The sequence below is a fragment of the Aquibacillus saliphilus genome (assembly GCF_020404745.1).
GTDB classification, from domain to species: domain Bacteria; phylum Bacillota; class Bacilli; order Bacillales; family Amphibacillaceae; genus Aquibacillus; species Aquibacillus saliphilus.
Genome location: NZ_JAIZAP010000006.1, coordinates 17240 through 33831 on the forward strand (window position 1 = coordinate 17240; position 16592 = coordinate 33831).

General features: G+C 36.2%; 13 protein-coding genes. 1 reads left to right on the forward strand and 12 read right to left on the reverse strand.

Annotated features, from left to right (window positions below; genetic code table 11):
• Nucleotides 1-91: 91 nt before the first annotated feature.
• The 9 genes from dmpG to LD272_RS07895 all read right to left on the reverse strand — a co-directional run bounded on the left by dmpG (nucleotide 92) and on the right by LD272_RS07895 (nucleotide 9110).
• Entirely contained in the window at nucleotides 92-1096 is a 1005-nt protein-coding gene (gene dmpG, locus LD272_RS07855) for a 4-hydroxy-2-oxovalerate aldolase (protein WP_226036059.1), read from the reverse strand.
• A 1-nt stretch (nucleotide 1097) separates the two neighbouring features.
• The gene (locus LD272_RS07860) at nucleotides 1098-1988 is read right to left on the reverse strand and encodes an acetaldehyde dehydrogenase (acetylating) (RefSeq protein ID WP_226036060.1); all 891 of its coding nucleotides are present in this window, start codon (nucleotides 1986-1988) and stop codon (nucleotides 1098-1100) included.
• Nucleotides 1989-1998: 10 nt separating this feature from the next.
• Entirely contained in the window at nucleotides 1999-2772 is a 774-nt protein-coding gene (locus LD272_RS07865) for a 2-keto-4-pentenoate hydratase (RefSeq protein WP_226036061.1), read from the reverse strand.
• A 15-nt stretch (nucleotides 2773-2787) separates the two neighbouring features.
• Nucleotides 2788-3624, reverse strand: a complete 837-nt coding sequence (locus LD272_RS07870) for an FAD synthetase family protein (protein ID WP_226036062.1) — start codon at nucleotides 3622-3624, stop codon at nucleotides 2788-2790.
• 39 nt (nucleotides 3625-3663) lie between these two features.
• Entirely contained in the window at nucleotides 3664-4143 is a 480-nt protein-coding gene (locus tag LD272_RS07875; protein ID WP_226036063.1) for a flavin reductase family protein, read from the reverse strand.
• Nucleotides 4144-4397: 254 nt separating this feature from the next.
• Nucleotides 4398-5564: an acyl-CoA dehydrogenase family protein gene (locus tag LD272_RS07880; protein WP_226036064.1), complete on the reverse strand. Its 1167-nt coding sequence runs from the start codon at nucleotides 5562-5564 to the stop codon at nucleotides 4398-4400.
• Nucleotides 5565-5638: 74 nt separating this feature from the next.
• A complete protein-coding gene (locus tag LD272_RS07885) occupies nucleotides 5639-6634 on the reverse strand; it encodes a VOC family protein (protein WP_226036065.1) in 996 nt (331 codons plus the stop codon).
• Between the two features lie 46 nt (nucleotides 6635-6680).
• Entirely contained in the window at nucleotides 6681-8228 is a 1548-nt protein-coding gene (locus tag LD272_RS07890) for an MFS transporter (RefSeq protein ID WP_226036066.1), read from the reverse strand.
• Nucleotides 8229-8237: 9 nt separating this feature from the next.
• Nucleotides 8238-9110, reverse strand: a complete 873-nt coding sequence (locus LD272_RS07895; protein WP_226036067.1) for an alpha/beta fold hydrolase — start codon at nucleotides 9108-9110, stop codon at nucleotides 8238-8240.
• A 181-nt stretch (nucleotides 9111-9291) separates the two neighbouring features.
• On the opposite strand from LD272_RS07895, the gene LD272_RS07900 reads away from it, so the two are divergent.
• Nucleotides 9292-11085 (forward strand): V4R domain-containing protein, encoded by a 1794-nt coding sequence (locus tag LD272_RS07900; protein ID WP_226036068.1) that lies wholly within the window; start codon nucleotides 9292-9294, stop codon nucleotides 11083-11085.
• Nucleotides 11086-11770: 685 nt separating this feature from the next.
• Here the strand turns inward: LD272_RS07900 and LD272_RS07905 are convergent.
• From LD272_RS07905 to LD272_RS07915, 3 genes are read right to left on the reverse strand one after another with little or no spacing between them, the layout of a single operon-like run.
• On the reverse strand, nucleotides 11771-13906 hold the full coding sequence (locus tag LD272_RS07905) for an ADP-ribosylglycohydrolase family protein (protein ID WP_226036069.1): 2136 nt from the start codon (nucleotides 13904-13906) through the stop codon (nucleotides 11771-11773).
• Nucleotides 13879-15045 carry an ADP-ribosylglycohydrolase family protein gene (locus LD272_RS07910; protein ID WP_226036070.1) on the reverse strand — a complete coding sequence of 389 codons (1167 nt, stop codon included), beginning with the start codon at nucleotides 15043-15045 and terminating at the stop codon, nucleotides 13879-13881. The genes LD272_RS07905 and LD272_RS07910 overlap by 28 nt, the downstream gene beginning before the upstream one ends.
• Nucleotides 15046-15065: 20 nt before the next feature.
• Nucleotides 15066-16571: an extracellular solute-binding protein gene (locus LD272_RS07915; protein ID WP_226036071.1), complete on the reverse strand. Its 1506-nt coding sequence runs from the start codon at nucleotides 16569-16571 to the stop codon at nucleotides 15066-15068.
• Between the last annotated feature and the right edge of the window lie 21 nt (nucleotides 16572-16592).

Consider the following 16592-nt stretch of genomic DNA (forward strand, 5'->3'; position numbering starts at 1 on the left):
AACCTGATAGCTGCTAGTATCATAATTAGACAAAACATTTGTCATTATTCTATTCATTCAACAATATCGATTCTGCAGTAATTGTTAGATGTTATTTGTTTGCGATGTTTGCAGCCACTTCATAAATAAGATCTTCCTGTCCTCCGACAGCTTGCATTTTACCAAGTTCTACTAAGACATCTCTTTCGTCAATTTTGAACTGTTTAGCAGCTTTTTCTGTATGTAAAAGGAAACTAGAATACACTCCAGAATAACCCATCATTAAGCTAGAACCAGTAACCTCTTGGGGACGTGGCATAAATTTTGCTACAACATCATTTGCAACATCTAGAATTTTATAAAGATCAATTCCTGTCTGATATCCCATTTTCTCAAAGATAGCAACCATTACTTCTGTTTGAGTATTACCGCTTCCCGCACCTAAGGCACGTAAACTGCCATCAATATACGTAGCACCTGCTTGCACTGCAGCAACCGTATTTGCCATTGCCATTGAAAGGTTGTTATGGCCATGAAATCCAATTTCACATGAAAGTTCATTTTTTAGTGCGGTAATTCTTTCTGTAACCTCATGGGGTAACAGTGCACCAGCTGAATCAGTTACATAAACAACTTCTGCTCCATAGCTTTCAAATAATTTTGCTTGTTCTACGAGTTTTTCAATTGGTGCCATATGGGCCATCATTAAAAATCCTACTGTTTTTAATCCAAGTTCGCGTCCTAATTCAATATGTTGCTTCGCTACATCTGCTTCTGTCACATGGGTTGCTACACGTACCATGTTCGCGCCTACTTTTACAGCTTCAGTTAAATCTTTCTTTGTTCCAATTCCAGGAATAAGTAGAACAGAGATTTTTGCCTGACTACATTCAGCTGCTGCTGTTTCTATTAATTCCAGCTCATTCACTTTTGATTTACCATATTGCATGGAAGACCCACCTAAACCATCTCCATGTGATACTTCGAAATAGTTCACGCCGGCCTGGTCCAGACCTCTTGCTGTTTTTCTTACTTGTTCCTTGGTAAACGCATGTCTCATGGAATGGCTTCCGTCCCGGAGTGTTACGTCAACAATTTCAAAATTGTGATTCGTCATCTTATTTCACTCCTTCTTTCGCGCTATCCGTTCGTTGTAATGCTAATTGATTCGCTACTCTAGTTGCCGCTGCTGTCATGATATCTAAGTTGCCAGAATAAGTAGGGAAGAAGTCTCCTGCACCTTCCACTTCAATAAAAACAGAAATTTCTTTTCCTGAAATTTGGGGTTCTGTATTCATACGGTAACCAGGTACGTATGCTTGTACTTCCTTCACCATATCTTTGATTGAGTGAAGGATTTCAACTTCTTTTCCTTCTTCTTCTACAGTGGCATGAATCGTATCACGCATCAAAACTGGTGGTTCAGCAGGGTTTAGGATAATAATCGCTTTTCCTTTTTTTGCACCACCGACTTTTTCAATTGCATTTGCTGTTGTTTCCGTAAATTCATCAATATTTGCTCGTGTTCCTGGTCCTGCACTGCTGCTTGAGATTGTCGCAACAATTTCTGCATAAGAAACAGGGCAGACACGATTAATTGCATGAATAATTGGAATGGTAGCTTGACCACCGCAAGTAACTAAATTTACATTTGGTTCTGTTTGTAATTGATTCAAATTCACTGGTGGTACAACAAATGGTCCAATTGCAGCTGGTGTAAGATCAAGAACTTGTTTTCCAATTGAGGTTAGTTTATCACTATGAAATTGGTGCATTTTAGCAGATGTTGCGTCAAATACCATTTCAAAGTTGTCCGAATACTCAAGAAGCCCATCGACACTTTTGATTGTTGTCAGGTATCCACGTTCTTTCGCTAGACGCAACCCTTTTGAATCAGGATCAACTCCAGCTACCATTGTTAATTCTAGTGCATCTGATCGTTCAATTTTATACATTAAATCGGTTCCAATGTTCCCAGAGCCAAGGATAGCAACTTTACATTTCGACATAAAAACCCTCCTAAATTTTAAACGTGGCTGAAACCGTTCCAAGATTTTCAAATACGGCTTTAAAATGATCTCCGTCTTCAATTGGAATAGCTTTGGACAAAGCCCCTGCTAGAATAACCTCTCCAGCGTCCAGTGAAATGTCATAGGCACCAACCTCATTTGCCAGCCATGCAACTGCTTCAACCGGGTTGCCCATTACAGCAGATCCGTACGCAGTATCAATCGATTGATCGTTTTTATATAATGACATTTTTACTTCAGGAAGATCAATTTCACTCAATTGTTTGGAGTCTTTTCCGATGATCGCACCAGCTGATGAACCGTTATCTGCAACGGTATCTTCAAATTTAATCTTCCAATCTCGTATCCGGCTATCAATAATTTCAACAGCTGGCACAACATAATCCGTTGCTTTTATAACATCTTCTATTGTTACTCCAGGCCCCTTTAGTTTCTCCTTTAAAACAAACCCGATTTCGAATTCTATTTTCGGTTGAATAAATTGGTCTAAAGAGATGGCCGTGTCTTCTCTGTACATCATACTGTCAAGAAGATGACCATAATCAGGAGTACTTACCCCTAACATGTCTTGCATAGCTTTACTTGTTAGCCCTATTTTTTTACCAACCACTTTTGCACCATTTTTTTTCCTATAATCGATTATATCTAATTGAATCTGGTAAGCTTCGTCTTTTGTGATTTTTTGATGCGCTGTAAATGCTTCAATGGTTTCTTTTGTTTTTTCTGCTTCAATCAGCGCATCAACAGCTTCCTGTATGTTCATCGACTACTCCCCTTTCTATATAATAGATGCCCTTTTAGAATAAATTTCTTGTGTAGCAGCTATTCGATGTGACCAAATAATGTCTAATTTTTCGTTCAAAAGAAACCTGTGTTTTAGGTTTTCTGTTAAATAGATGCCATTCTGTTTTCCAGGAATAACGACTTCGGTTTCTCTAATCCTTCCTTTTAGTTTAATAGCTACTTTATAAATTCCTTGGGCCGGGAGCATATAATATGGTAATAATTTGAAACACTCTCCGTCCCAGTAGACTTCCGTTTCATAATATCTTTCTAGAACATGTGATAATTGTTCCATTTCTCCTTTAAAGATGAGCTCGCGGATCCATGTAGAGCTAATCTTTTTTCCATGAAAATCTACCTTTTCTACTTTTGTGACGTCAATTCGATTAGAAGAATCAATTTTTAAGCGATCGATATTGCCAGCTCCTCGGTAGCCATAGGAAAAATCAAATCCAGCTACTGCATGACTAACACTCATACCAAGTAGGTAGCTAGATACAAATTGTTCTGGAAGAAGGGAAAGAAAATCCTTATCAAACTTCACCACATAAAACGTATCTACACCCAAGGATTCTAAAATGGAGGCTTTTTTTGAAAGTGGCATTAAATAGTCAAACTCTGTATTGCCTTTGGATAAAATGGTTTTTGGGTGTGGAAAAAAGCTCATTACTGCAAGTGAAAGATTATTCTTTTTTGCGACTTCACCAGCAGTTTTGATCACTTTTTTATGTCCGTTATGAATCCCATCAAAGAATCCCAATGCCATTACATTTGGTGTTGAATGATTTCCCCAGTATTCACGGTTCATGGAATTTAAGTGTATCGTTCTCATAAGGATTTTCTAACTCCTTCTTTTTTTAATTTTAATAGTTTATAAATTAGCCGTTACGGATTTTTCCAATGAACGATATTGTCCTTTTGAAAAGATTAGTGGTTCACCGTCTTCTAAATGAAAATCCGTTACTTGACCAATGAAAATAGAATGGTCGCCTTCTACATATTCAGATTTAACGGAGCAGGCAACTTGTGCAAGTGCACCTGGAATCACTGGCTTTCCGTCCAGATAATCAAATTCGAATTCGCTTTCACTTTTTGCCTGACCAGCAAAAATCATTGACAAGTTCTGTTGATCATCAGAAAGGACGTTAACAGAAAACTGCCCACTCTCCTTAATTTTCGTTAACATGTGAGCATCTTCTTTTAATGAAATAATAATCAGTTTTGGCTCTAGTGATTGTGACATGAAGGCATTCGCTGTCATTCCATGTGCACCTCCATTTGTTTCTGTTGCGATTACAGTAACCCCAGTAGCAAAGCTTCCCATCGCATTACGAAATAAACGATCTTCCATTTAAAACACCCCTTAATGTTTTTTTATAGTAGTAATAGGGTCTTACAATACAGACCTTTTTCCCGTAGCTATGAATACATTGCGCATAAGAATATATAATAAAAGATTAACTTTACATCTTTTTAATTTTCTATTATCATCGTTTTTTAAAATAAAAAGAATATATTGCCACATGGAATTTCTTTGATAAAGAATAACAAACTGCAGGTATCTTAATAAATTCCCAGAAAACCACATGGCAATAGTAAAACCGCTTACCCCATAACAAATACTGGATAATCAAATAAATGTTTACCATAAACATCAATAGCATCTTCATAAAGTGATGTGACATGTGTTGCAATTGCCAATAAATCACGCGTGATTATTTCTATTGGGTGACCTTTAAGTAATGCAGAAGCACCTAAGGTTAGAAGACATTTCACTGCAATATCAACACAGTTTTGAATAATTTCTGCTCGGATCGCTTTAAATTCACTTGGATGATAAGTCTTTTCTTTTGATTCCAACATGTCAATATACGTACGCATTAAACTTTTTGCCGATGTTAGCTTTATTGTTAAAGTGGCTAGTACTCGCTGACTTCTGGGGTTTGCCATCTCTTTTTCACCATCTAGGCGGACACGTCCCATGGTAGATTTCTTAAATTCATCCAATGCTCTTTCAGCCCCCCCAATAGACATAGCTGGGAATCCTACAAAAAAAGCGGGATGGAAAGGTACATGATAATATAAATAATCGACATCATAGTTGTTATGAGCAGGTCTTGCCTTATCTGCCATTTCTTTTAAATCGACAATCATATCATCTGGCACGAAAACTTTATCCGCAATAACAGTATTGCTTCCTGAACCACGTAACCCTAACGAATTCCAATTTTCGATAATCTCAAGATCGTCTGTATTGACAACAAATCCATGCATAGATGGACTTTCTGCTCCTTCAGGCTGATGAAATGCACCTAATGCCACCCAGCCAGAATAGTTAATTCCACTTACATAGTTATATTTTCCACTTAATATAAATCCTCCATCTACCTTATCGATTTTGCCAATTGGAGCAAAAATATCTGCTAATAATCCATCTGAATCGACAATTTCTTGTTGTCGATGTTCTGGTAAGTAGGCAACCCATCCATTGTGTAAGGAGAAGAAATAAGTTATCCACGCAGCAGATAAATTATAATAGCCTACCTCTTTAACCATCTCAGCAAACGTCGTGAAATCTATTTGCGGACCACCAAATTGCTTTGGCAAAATTAATTTATTTATTTGCTCTTCTCGAATTATGTCAATTATATTTTCAGATAGTGTAGCATCTAAATCCGCCTGCAAGGATTCTGCCTCAGCCGCCTTTCCAATTCGACGAGCACTTTCTAAAATTTGCTCTTTAGTTTTTTGTTCATTTACCTTTACGGTCATACATCTTTCCCCTCTCTAAAGCCCATTTTTGAAACCTAAGTTGCTTTAAATTCCAAAGAAAATCAACCTCTGTTTCATTCAATTCCTTGTGTTTCTCTGACAGGTCCAGCATTTAGCATTAGTTCTTTCTTACCTGAAGTGCCTGATTGTTCACCCCAATACGTGAAACCTACCGCCATTTCATCAAATTTCCATTTAACTGGTTCCCAGTCTGGTTCAAAAATGAGATAACCGTTTGAGAATAACTCTAGACGTACACCACTTCCTGGATCCTGCACATAGACATACATCGCTTGGGAAATTCCATGTTTGCCTGGCCCTACAAATTCCAACCCTTGTTCACTTAAAATATCTGCTGCTCGTAAAACATCCTGTGAGTTATCTAGCCAGTAAGAGAAATGGTGAAGCTGATGAGATGTTTCCGCATCTGGTATAGACATTACCGCTATGTCGTGTACCAATTGCGTAACACTCATCCAGCCAGAGATTTGTTTATCACTTGGATCAACCAAATATTCACGCATTTTAAATCCTAATTTCTCTGCAAGGAAATCTGTTACGATTTTAGAATCGATATTTGTTGCAATATTTACATGGTCAATACGGCGTGGTGAAATTCCCTTTGCCCATGCTTTATATGTTTGATTTTTTAACACTGCACGACGGTGTAAGTCTGGCACCGGCTTCTCCATATCAAAGTAAATTTCAAAATTATGTTCACTCGGTAATTGGAAACGAATCGCGTCCCCTTGCCCTGTTTCCGTTCCATCTTTAACAAGTTCTACTTCAACCCCTGCATCTTTTAAAAGGATTGCAAAATTATCTACATCCTCACGACGCTTTGCCTTCCAAGCAATGTGGTCGATACGTGACTCAGACCCTGCAGTAATAGACATTGTATGATGTTCAAAATCACCCCAAGCTCGAAGATAATGCACTCCATCTACTTCAGTTGTTTCTTCTAAGCCCACAATCTCCTTAAAAAACCATAAAGATTTTTCTATATCCGCTGAAATTAATGCTACATGTCCCAGCTTTGCGATTTCTGGTGCTTGGTCGAATTTTTCCATTCAAATACCTCCTCCTTTTATGGTACCGCTTACAATTTTTCGTTAGTTATGCTGATGCATCGACAGACTCTTCTGCTCGCACATATTTTAATTTCAATAATCCTAAACTAATAATAATAAGCCCTATAAAAATGATTAAATTAATTGTCCCAAGTGCATAAATACCAGAAGTTACACTATCTGAGCTCGCCTGTGTTAACAACTGTGTTAAATTAACATCTGTTTGAGCTAGTGTACTTTCAAGTTCAGTTGGTATATTCCCCGTTGTTTGGGCATTTACTAACTGGTTGACTTGGTCTCCTGTTAAACCTAGATTAGCAGTTTCAGCTTGGATAGCACTGTCAAAGCTTCTTGTAGTAGCCATTCCATAAATTGCTAATCCTAATGTAGTTCCTACCGGCAAGCCTAAATCTTTAAACAAGCTGAACGTCCCTGTACTTACACCTTTTTTATCTTTTGGTGTATAAGTTAGAATAATCTTCATCAATGAAGCATTTAAGAAACTAGAGCAAATCCCAACGAAGACCATGACAGACGCGATATACATAAGTGATGAACTCATACTGACTCCAAAATACATCAAAATACCAATCACACCCGACACTAGTGAAACATAGACAAGATATATTGGATTAAAACGATCCAATAAAGAACCAATCATCGGTGAAAATATAGCAGCCGTTGAAAATAACACTGTTGTAATCACCCCAACTTGTAATGCCGACATGTCAGGGTTCTGGGCTGTTAAATAGGTAAGAGACATTAGGATGCTTAACATCATAAAGTTTTGGAATGCGATTAAAATTGCTGGTATATAAACACCTTTTAGTTTTAGAAGTTTAAAGTCGACTACAGGATGCTCCGCCTTTTTCTGAATTTGGAGGAATAGTCCTAACAGCACTGCAAGAAATAGCCCACCCACTAAAGCCGATATTAAACCAAAATTCGTGTAAATAAGTGGAAAAGCAACAAAGAGCGTGATTGCAAGCATAAATACTGTTCCACCCTTATAATCCAATGCCGCTTGTTTTCCTTTTTCACTTTTCGGTACAAAAATACTAATAAGGATTAAACCAATAAGCGCAACCATCGCACTTACCACGAAGACAGAGTGCCATCCCCATACATCAATTAAAGCTCCGGCTACAGCTCCACCAGTTCCTGTTGCAATATAAGAAAACAACATGAATAAACCGATTGCTTTCCCCCTCTTATTCTCCGGAAATAGTTCAGGAATATATGCAAACACGTTCGGGAAAATAAGGGCATATCCAATGCCTTGCAATAATGAACCAAGTAAAAAAATACCGACAAAAGGCGTGAATATTTTAATTGACTGTGCAATAAAGAAAATAATTAAGCCCACGACGATTACTTTCTTCCGCCCTACTTGGTCACCAAGTCTACCAAATAATGGTGCAAACACAATGGCTGCACTACTTGCTAATAAGGTTAATAACCCGCTATTTCCAATGCTTATACCGAAGTATTCACTAATATATGGAAGCGCTGGGGTTGTAAATGCGTTTGCTTCAAGAGCTACGAAAATCCCTAATAACAGTATTATAAAAATAAACCATGGGTTATTTTTCATTAAATTCTTCTACCCCTCAATTAATTCAGTTTTTTTATGCTTACTAAAAAATTGATCAATTAACTCAACAAATCGCTCAAACTTTTCGATTTGAACCCAATGTCCACATTGTTTGAATAATACTAACTCTGCATTTGGAAGATGTCCGAATACTTCTAAACTCGATTCATGAGGAACAAATTGATCTTCATACCCGTGTATTAAAAGTACCTGCTGCTTAATACGACGCAATGCACTTGGTGGAATCGTCAATTCATGGGGCATTGTCGCAAATAAAGTAGGATATAATTCTCGAGTTTCTGGATTCATAATATTTTCATAACGTGTTTTAATAATCTCCTCCAACTGATCTTCTACAACCGATTCATCATACATAAACCATGTAATCAGATTACGAAAAGCTTGAATTGTCGGGTCATTGAAGAACTTTGTCATACGGATAATTTCTGGTGACGGTCCATTCTTTCCTCCTCCACCACCGCTACCCATCAATACGATTTTTTCAAATCGTGATGAATCATACATAATAGCATTTAGAGAAACGATACCCCCCATTGAATTTCCAACTAAATTTGCTTTTTCGATGTTATTATAATCCATAATTTCAAGGATTTGTTCAACTCGTGCAGTTGTCCACTGCCAGAAGGTTATATCTACATTTTCGGGTAAATCTGTATGACCAAACCCAATCATGTCGATTGCAATTACATGATATTTACTACTTAATTCACTTAATACTCGACTCCAATTCGATTCCGAGTTTGCCCCAGGACCAGAACCATGAAGGAAAATTAATGTTTCCTCATTTTCTTTTCCACCTTCACAATAAAAACTATTAAATTTACCTGTCTTAACTTTTTTAGTCTCATAATTTTTCAACACCGTATCACTCCTTGAAAGTTAATTTACATGCGCATGTAATATATTTAATAATAATAGATAAAAAAAGAAAACATAATACTAGTTTTTATTGAATTATCTGAATTAAAAAATAATTTTAATTGTTTTTTAAATTAAGACTATATATACTATTAATTAAACTGTGTGGTAAAGGTGGGGTTTTATGGAAATTAATGATATATTTCAATCTTCCGATCTTATCTTTTCATCTGAGAGCTTTGGTTTACTCCGAGAAACTCTATATCAAAACATAGGAGAAAAAAGAGCTGAAATATTTTTGATTCAATTTGGGGATAAACTTGGTCAAGAAAAGGCTATAAAATTAAAGCAACATCACACGGATAAGGATGAATTAGTTCGTCAAGCTACCTTGACACATGTTAAATTAGGACATGTCTCAGAGGTTAAATCAAGTGGAACCACAGTACTAAATAAAAAGGGGGAATTTATATTCATCGACGCGATAGGCCAATGGATTGATTCATTTGAAGCAGATTTACACATTCATAACCATGGTAAATCTGATACTTGTGTTTGCCACATATTAAGTGGATTTGCCAGTGGCTTTCTGTCAGAAATATATGAAACGGATATTTATGTAGTCGAGCTAACATGTAAGGCAATGGGCTATCCACATTGCACGTTTGAAGTGAATACAAAAAAGCACTGGCTACAAGTAAATCCCTCATATATTGAAAAATTTAATCATCAAACAGTCGCTAAAGAACTAGAAATCACATACGATAAGCTTTTATATCAAAAACAATTGCTCGAGAAGATAACTTATTTTCATAGTCAATTAACCGAATGTGTAGCAAAGGAAAATAGTATTCATGACGTCTTGGACACAGCTTATACTATTTTGAAAATCCCAATTATTATCAAAAACATTCAAACAAATAAAATAATTGCGCTAAAAGGAATGGATGAAACAACTTATGCTAATCTATTATCACAACATTCAGAAACTGAGAGGATAAGCGAGCATAACGAAACTATATTAGAAAAATCAGGGGCAATTCATATAATGACAACCCCTATTTATTTAAACGATAAAGTGTTTGCTAGGTGCACATTCATTTATGAGGATACTAAATATTTAGATAATAATGGCTTTTTATTTCTAGAACGCTTAGCTACTGTTTCTGCTCTTTGTTTCTTAAAGGACAAAATTAGTTTTGAAACTATTGAGCGCTTAAAAATATCCCTCTTAGATCGTCTAATTCATGAGCAATATGAATCAAAAGATGATTTTGAAACACATCTCCATCTTGTATCAAACAAGATAAAGAAACCATATTTGAGTCTAGTGATTCGTTGTAATCATAAAAACTATTTACCAATTGACCATTATGACCAACTACTTCAATTTTCACAAACATTTAAGTATTATTATTTAGATGGGCTTTTCACTAAAAACCACCAAGAAATTTATATTCTTCTAAGTACGTCAACACATCCCAATATAGAAAAACTTTTACTACAAATACTAAATCAAATGCAGGAAAATAATCCTGATCTTACATATACATTAGGAATAAGTAATGAATTTAATCAACTTGAGTTTTTTTCCGAGTATTTAAAGCAAGCTAAGCAGGCAGTCTCATTGCCCCGCAACAAACAAATCGCATATTATAGTGAACTTGGATTACTAGGCAATTTTTTAGAAAATATCAATACTGAAACACTTAAACAGACTGCTTCAGAACAATTAAAAGGTTTACTTAATACTGATTCAAATATGAAGGAATTACTTCATACTTTATACATTTATTTAATAAACGGGAAAAATTTCAAAAAAACAATGGACGTACTAAACCTTTCAATGGGTGGGGTACAATATCGCGTTCGAAAAATCGAAGAAATTACCCAGATAGATTTGAAAGAATCTTATACCTCTTCTTACTTATTACTTTTAATTGAATCACTTATTATTATGAAAGAAATTAAATTATAACTGGTTACTATTCAAAAATACATTTGCCTTTGATCACAGCCACTGAGTTATTGCATCATCTATAAATAGATGAACTATATTATTTTTAACCACGCGTAGAGAATAGCCTTTAACGGAAAAAAACCCTTCACTTGAGGGGTTTTCCATTCTGATGTTGTCTAGAATTCGTTGGCATACTGATTTGGCCAATAAAATGATCGAATGTTCGATTTGAAGATGAATGTGATTTGTCATAAGGGAGTACGAATGGAGACAAACGGTTTGAATAACATCCTCTCTTCTAATAGCCGAAGACCAAGATATTCTATACAATCGTCAAATCATGAAACAAAGAATTCCTCCAAATTACGCGACTTGTACTCCTCAAGTCAGCATACCAAATCAGGCAAAAAGCATCTCTTTACTATTCATAATTGGAGGACAGGTAGATATTCGTTATAGTAGGTATTGAACTGGACACCTAAACACTGGCGTAAACACTTAATATATCAAAACTAGTGCCTAGCTTCAGATAGTAAAGCTTTACGGCATCACAAAAAAGATGGAGTCGCTAATAATTATGTTAGCAACTCCACCCTTTGTTTTTATTGCACCTTGCAAATCAGCATTTTTGACAGAGGTGTATTATTTCCCCTATTTTAGAGATATTCAATTCATATACCGAAACTTCATCTCTAAGCTCTTTCTATTTCTCTACCATTGAGAACGACGTAATCTCAGCTCTTCCCTCTTCTATTAATCCAATTCCTACCATTCCATTTTTGTAGCTATCATCTTTATATTCTATTACTGTTTCACCATTTATTTTAAAAGTCAGCAAATCAGCTTCGCAATACACAGAAAACTTGTAACTCTTATTCTTTTCCCATTCATATGGAGTGGAAGCAAGTCGAGTATATCCAAAATCATTGACAATAAGTGATACTTGCCCCTCACCATCAAAACCTGCAAGATAATGCCGTTGAATACCCATACCGCGGAATAATAGTGAATGATGTTCTCCAACTAATGGGGTTAAATCAGCACTTAGTTCGTAATCACTTGAATAGTAATTCCCCGTATAGGATGTTGCATCTCCATCTGATTCAGCAATCATTTTACCTTCTTGCAATGTCCATTCCCCGCGATTGTGAGAGAAAGGAGTTATACACTTAAATTCCTCATACTGTTTATTGAAGTCTATAGTGTAGTCGGCCTTACCAAAAACTCTAAATCTATCAACATACAGACACCCAAACGCTCGATTCTCTCTAGGTGATGGACTCTCTAAAACAAAGCCTATTTCATCAATTAGAGAACCTTTTGTGTCAGGAATGACAAATTCAACATCTTGCCATTCTTGATTTTTCAATGTAACAGATTCCCCAAACAATTCTTCCTTATTATCTGTTGTTCGTACATAAGGAATAAGAAAAACCTCTTCACCGTACCACTTATCCATCAAAACAGACAGGGACATTGTTTGACCACTGTATACTTTAGGTGAAAAAACAGGTTTGTATCTTTCATCATCAAAGTCTTCTCGTCGATAAAAAGGTTTATAGTAGACATGTTCACGATCACCTTCAAGAAGTCGATCAAAAACAATTTCAAGTGAACCTTTCCCATTTTTACCTTGCGTTTTATGATGACGTGAAAATACCTTTAAAGATTTATCAGAACGGAATCCGTGTGTAGACCCTTCTAAATTGAAGTCAAAGTCTAATTCACTATTGTTTAAATGTTTTTCAAGCTCCTCTGGTATATTTTCATTGGCCAACCTATATCCTAATGCAGCAAGTTCTTTAACGAAAGTTGGGATATCGACATTATTCAAGTAACCAGAGACACTAGAAGCTACTAAAGCATCATTAATTGGACTTCGGTAATGATCAGGGATTGCTTGAACACCATTTAAAACACCGACAATTGTACCTACATTCCCAGCATTACAATCTGTATCCCATCCACACATAGTTGCTATTTCAATTGTTTTCGAAAAATCTCCATTTCCGTATAATAAAGATAAAATACATACACCCGCATTAGGTATAATATGACAAACCCCAGTATATTTATCGTATCCCCATTCTTCTTCTAGGAACTGACGACAAGATCGAAAGTCATCAGGGTTGTTTTCATGAAATTTAATAACTGCGCTTACTAACTCAGCATAAGTGGATGAGCTAGGAATTTCATCATATCCAGCAGCAATTATTTCATCGATAGATTTTGTAGTAAATGCCTTAGAAATACAAGCAGCCATAAACCTTGCACCGTATAAACCATTTTTATCATGGGACACACTTGCCGCTTTTTCGGCATAATCCGCTGCTTTACTAGGATCATTTGGGAAAAGTAGTCCCCACGAATCGATGAAGATTTGTCCACCAATTTGTTCAGCAGATATAAGACCATTCACTTCTGCAGAACCAGACCTTGGAGCACTAATCCCTCTTTTAAGATTCATATAGGAAGTATGCTCGGTACTTACTCCTTCACCGCCCCACCAAAACATACCAATTCCTTCACGAGAATAATTGAGCCAAGCTTTTCCTACATCTTGTGGTTCTAATTCTCGATTTCTAGCATCATCTAGAAGAGCTCTAATAAAGAAGATTGGACCATTTGTATCATCATCTGCAGCAAAATTTTTATAATCTTTTAGATACCCTTCTACATTGCCGTAAACTTGATTGATTAATTTATCTGACCATACAGGTGGTTCTACTGGAGCACCGAGTCGTACTCCAACACTCATACCAAGAAATCCACCATATACTTTGTTAATATAGGAATCCATCATATTACTAATCACTCCATGCTTGAATTGTTTAGCCATTCTTTTCTATCGTTGTTAACACTTAAGTCATCGTTTATTATGCTTTTAGCAACCTCGTAAAAGTTGTCTGCTCTTTGTTCAAGGTCAAGCTTATTAACCTTTTCAAGTTGTTCTATATCATTCATTTTTATAACTTTGTCACCATAAAGAGCTCCCAGAATCACACCAATCATTACTCCTATGGAATCAGTATCTCTACCTGAATTAATTCCATCATAAAGCGATTTATAGTAGTCACCTTTGTTTAGAACAATAAAAGCTAAAGCCATTGGTAGTTCTTCAATAGAGAATAGCCTACTTGGTGTATAATGATTAGACGGGAAACCCACTTTTTCCTCTGACCTGCTCACATCATCTTTCATTGGTGAGTATGGTTCAATAGTTGTTCGCAAAACGTCCATAACTTGGTCCATTCCCGCCCCTTGTTCTCTTAAAGATTTCGCAGCATTGACCATGTCACGAATGGCACGTTTCGTTCCATCCTTCGCATATTCCAACGCAGTGTCTATCAAATCATCTATCGTTGTATTCGGTTTAAATGCTCTAGCTATACAAGCAGCAAGAACCCCGGCAGCTTCTAATCCGTAACTACTTTGGTGACCAAGAGCAAAAAGAATAGCCTCATCATAGGCAGCCTTGGGATGTCCTGCATTTACAACTCCTATTGGAGCTATGTACATAGCCGCCCCACAATTAACCATATTCCCAATACCCGCTTCTCTCGGTTCACAGTTAGCCAAAACGTGACGCATATAGATATATTTCTCAGGATAGAAGAGGCGGTCAATGACCGCTGCTTCTTTCCCAAATTCCGGGATATACTGTTTGCGATGAACAATTTCTTTTATAAATTCATTACCCATATCAAATGCATCGAGGTGTCTTTTTTCTATTTCATAAACATTCATTAATGCAATTGTCATTAGCGTATCGTCGGTTATAATCCCAAATCCTCTTTTTCTTCCTAATGTTAAATCTTTTGACCATTCGTCCTTATACCATTTAACATTTAGGCTTTCAACACGACCATACTGATCTTTTATTTGTTCATAACTTAATTTTTCAATTGGTGCGCCTAGTGCATCCCCTAATGCTGTTGATAGAATTACTCCTCTAACCTTTTCCTGTAAGGAAGTCATGAGGTTATTACCCCCTATATTTATTTAATCGTTTCCTTCGCATGCTTAGTTATTTCATCACCGCCAGCTGCGTACCAATCTTCAACATAGTTGTCAAATTCTTCTATATCGACTGCTCCCTTGATTACATCTGTAGCAAACTCACGATAGATGTTTTGAGTAGCATCCCATGTAGAAACAAACTCCTCCGGAACAACAAAATTGTTATCGGCCTCATAGTATTTCTCAGTAAGTTCTAATGATTTTTGAGCTGGTGGGCTTAACAATCGTTTAGATAATGGCATCTCTGGTTCAAATCCTGATGGTTCCCAGAAACGTGCAAACCATTCACTGTAATATTTATCTGTTACTTCTATTTCACCATCTTTAACATTATAGTGTTCACCCTCGACACCAAGACGATCTAACTTTTGTCCCTCTGGGCTTGCTAGGTAGTCAAGAATTTCAAATGCAATATCTTTATGTTCTGAGTGAGATGATATCGCTACACCACGAGATTCTTTTGATACGTCTGTTGCACCAAAACCTTGATTTATTCCTTTTGCAGGAGGTAATACAGTTAAAGACGCCTCTTCCCCATTTACTTGAGTCATTTTCCCATTATAAATATCGATTACTTTACCAGCTGTTCCAACAATCACACCTGACTCGTTATCATAGAAGGACTGTTCTTTTGTATCCCATTCTTTTGTAACATACTGAGGATCCAATAACCCTTCTTCATAAAGCTTGTTATAAAAAGCTAATTTTTCTTTTTCTTGTTCCGATACACGATAATATTCAAGCTCTCCTTGGTCATTTTTCAACCAAGTTTTATTTAACCCAAAGGCCATATCAAATATATAATTAAACTCATCTATATTTCCAGCTGCAGTCAATGCATATTTAGGGCCATTTTCCAAACTAGTTAATTCTTTAAAAAATTCATAGTAATTGTCTACTGTTGGATTTTCTAATAGGGTTGATCCCGATTCTGTTTGCTCAAGCCAATCCCCTCTTACAACTGGAACTTTCTGCGATAGTGGCTTGATCCAAAGCAAGTATGGGTAGTTTTCCATCCTTTCCATATTATGAGAAAACATTGAATCTTTTATATATTCGGAATCTTCGATGTAAGGAGTTAGGTCTTCAAGAATCCCTTGTTGAGACATATTTAAATCTCCACCCTGAAAGTAAATTACATCAGGGATATCTCCACTAGATAGAAGTAAGTTTAATTTTTCTGCATAGTTACCTGCTGCAACATCTACTAGTTGAATATCAACATCAATATCTTTATCTTCCTTTAACCCTTTCTCAAGTCTTTTAAAGAAAGCATCTGAAACCGGATTTGAATGAGATTCATCTTTCATAACCCAACGAATTACTGTTTTGCCCGACTCCTCTTGATTTTCTGAATCCTTTGAATCATTTTTTGAATCACTGGAATCGTTTTCTGTATCGTTTGTACTCTCTGTATCATCCGCACAACCCACAAGCATCGCTATTGCAATAATACTTATTAAGAATAAAAAAACTTTTTTCATCAAATTCTTCCTCCTTCAATA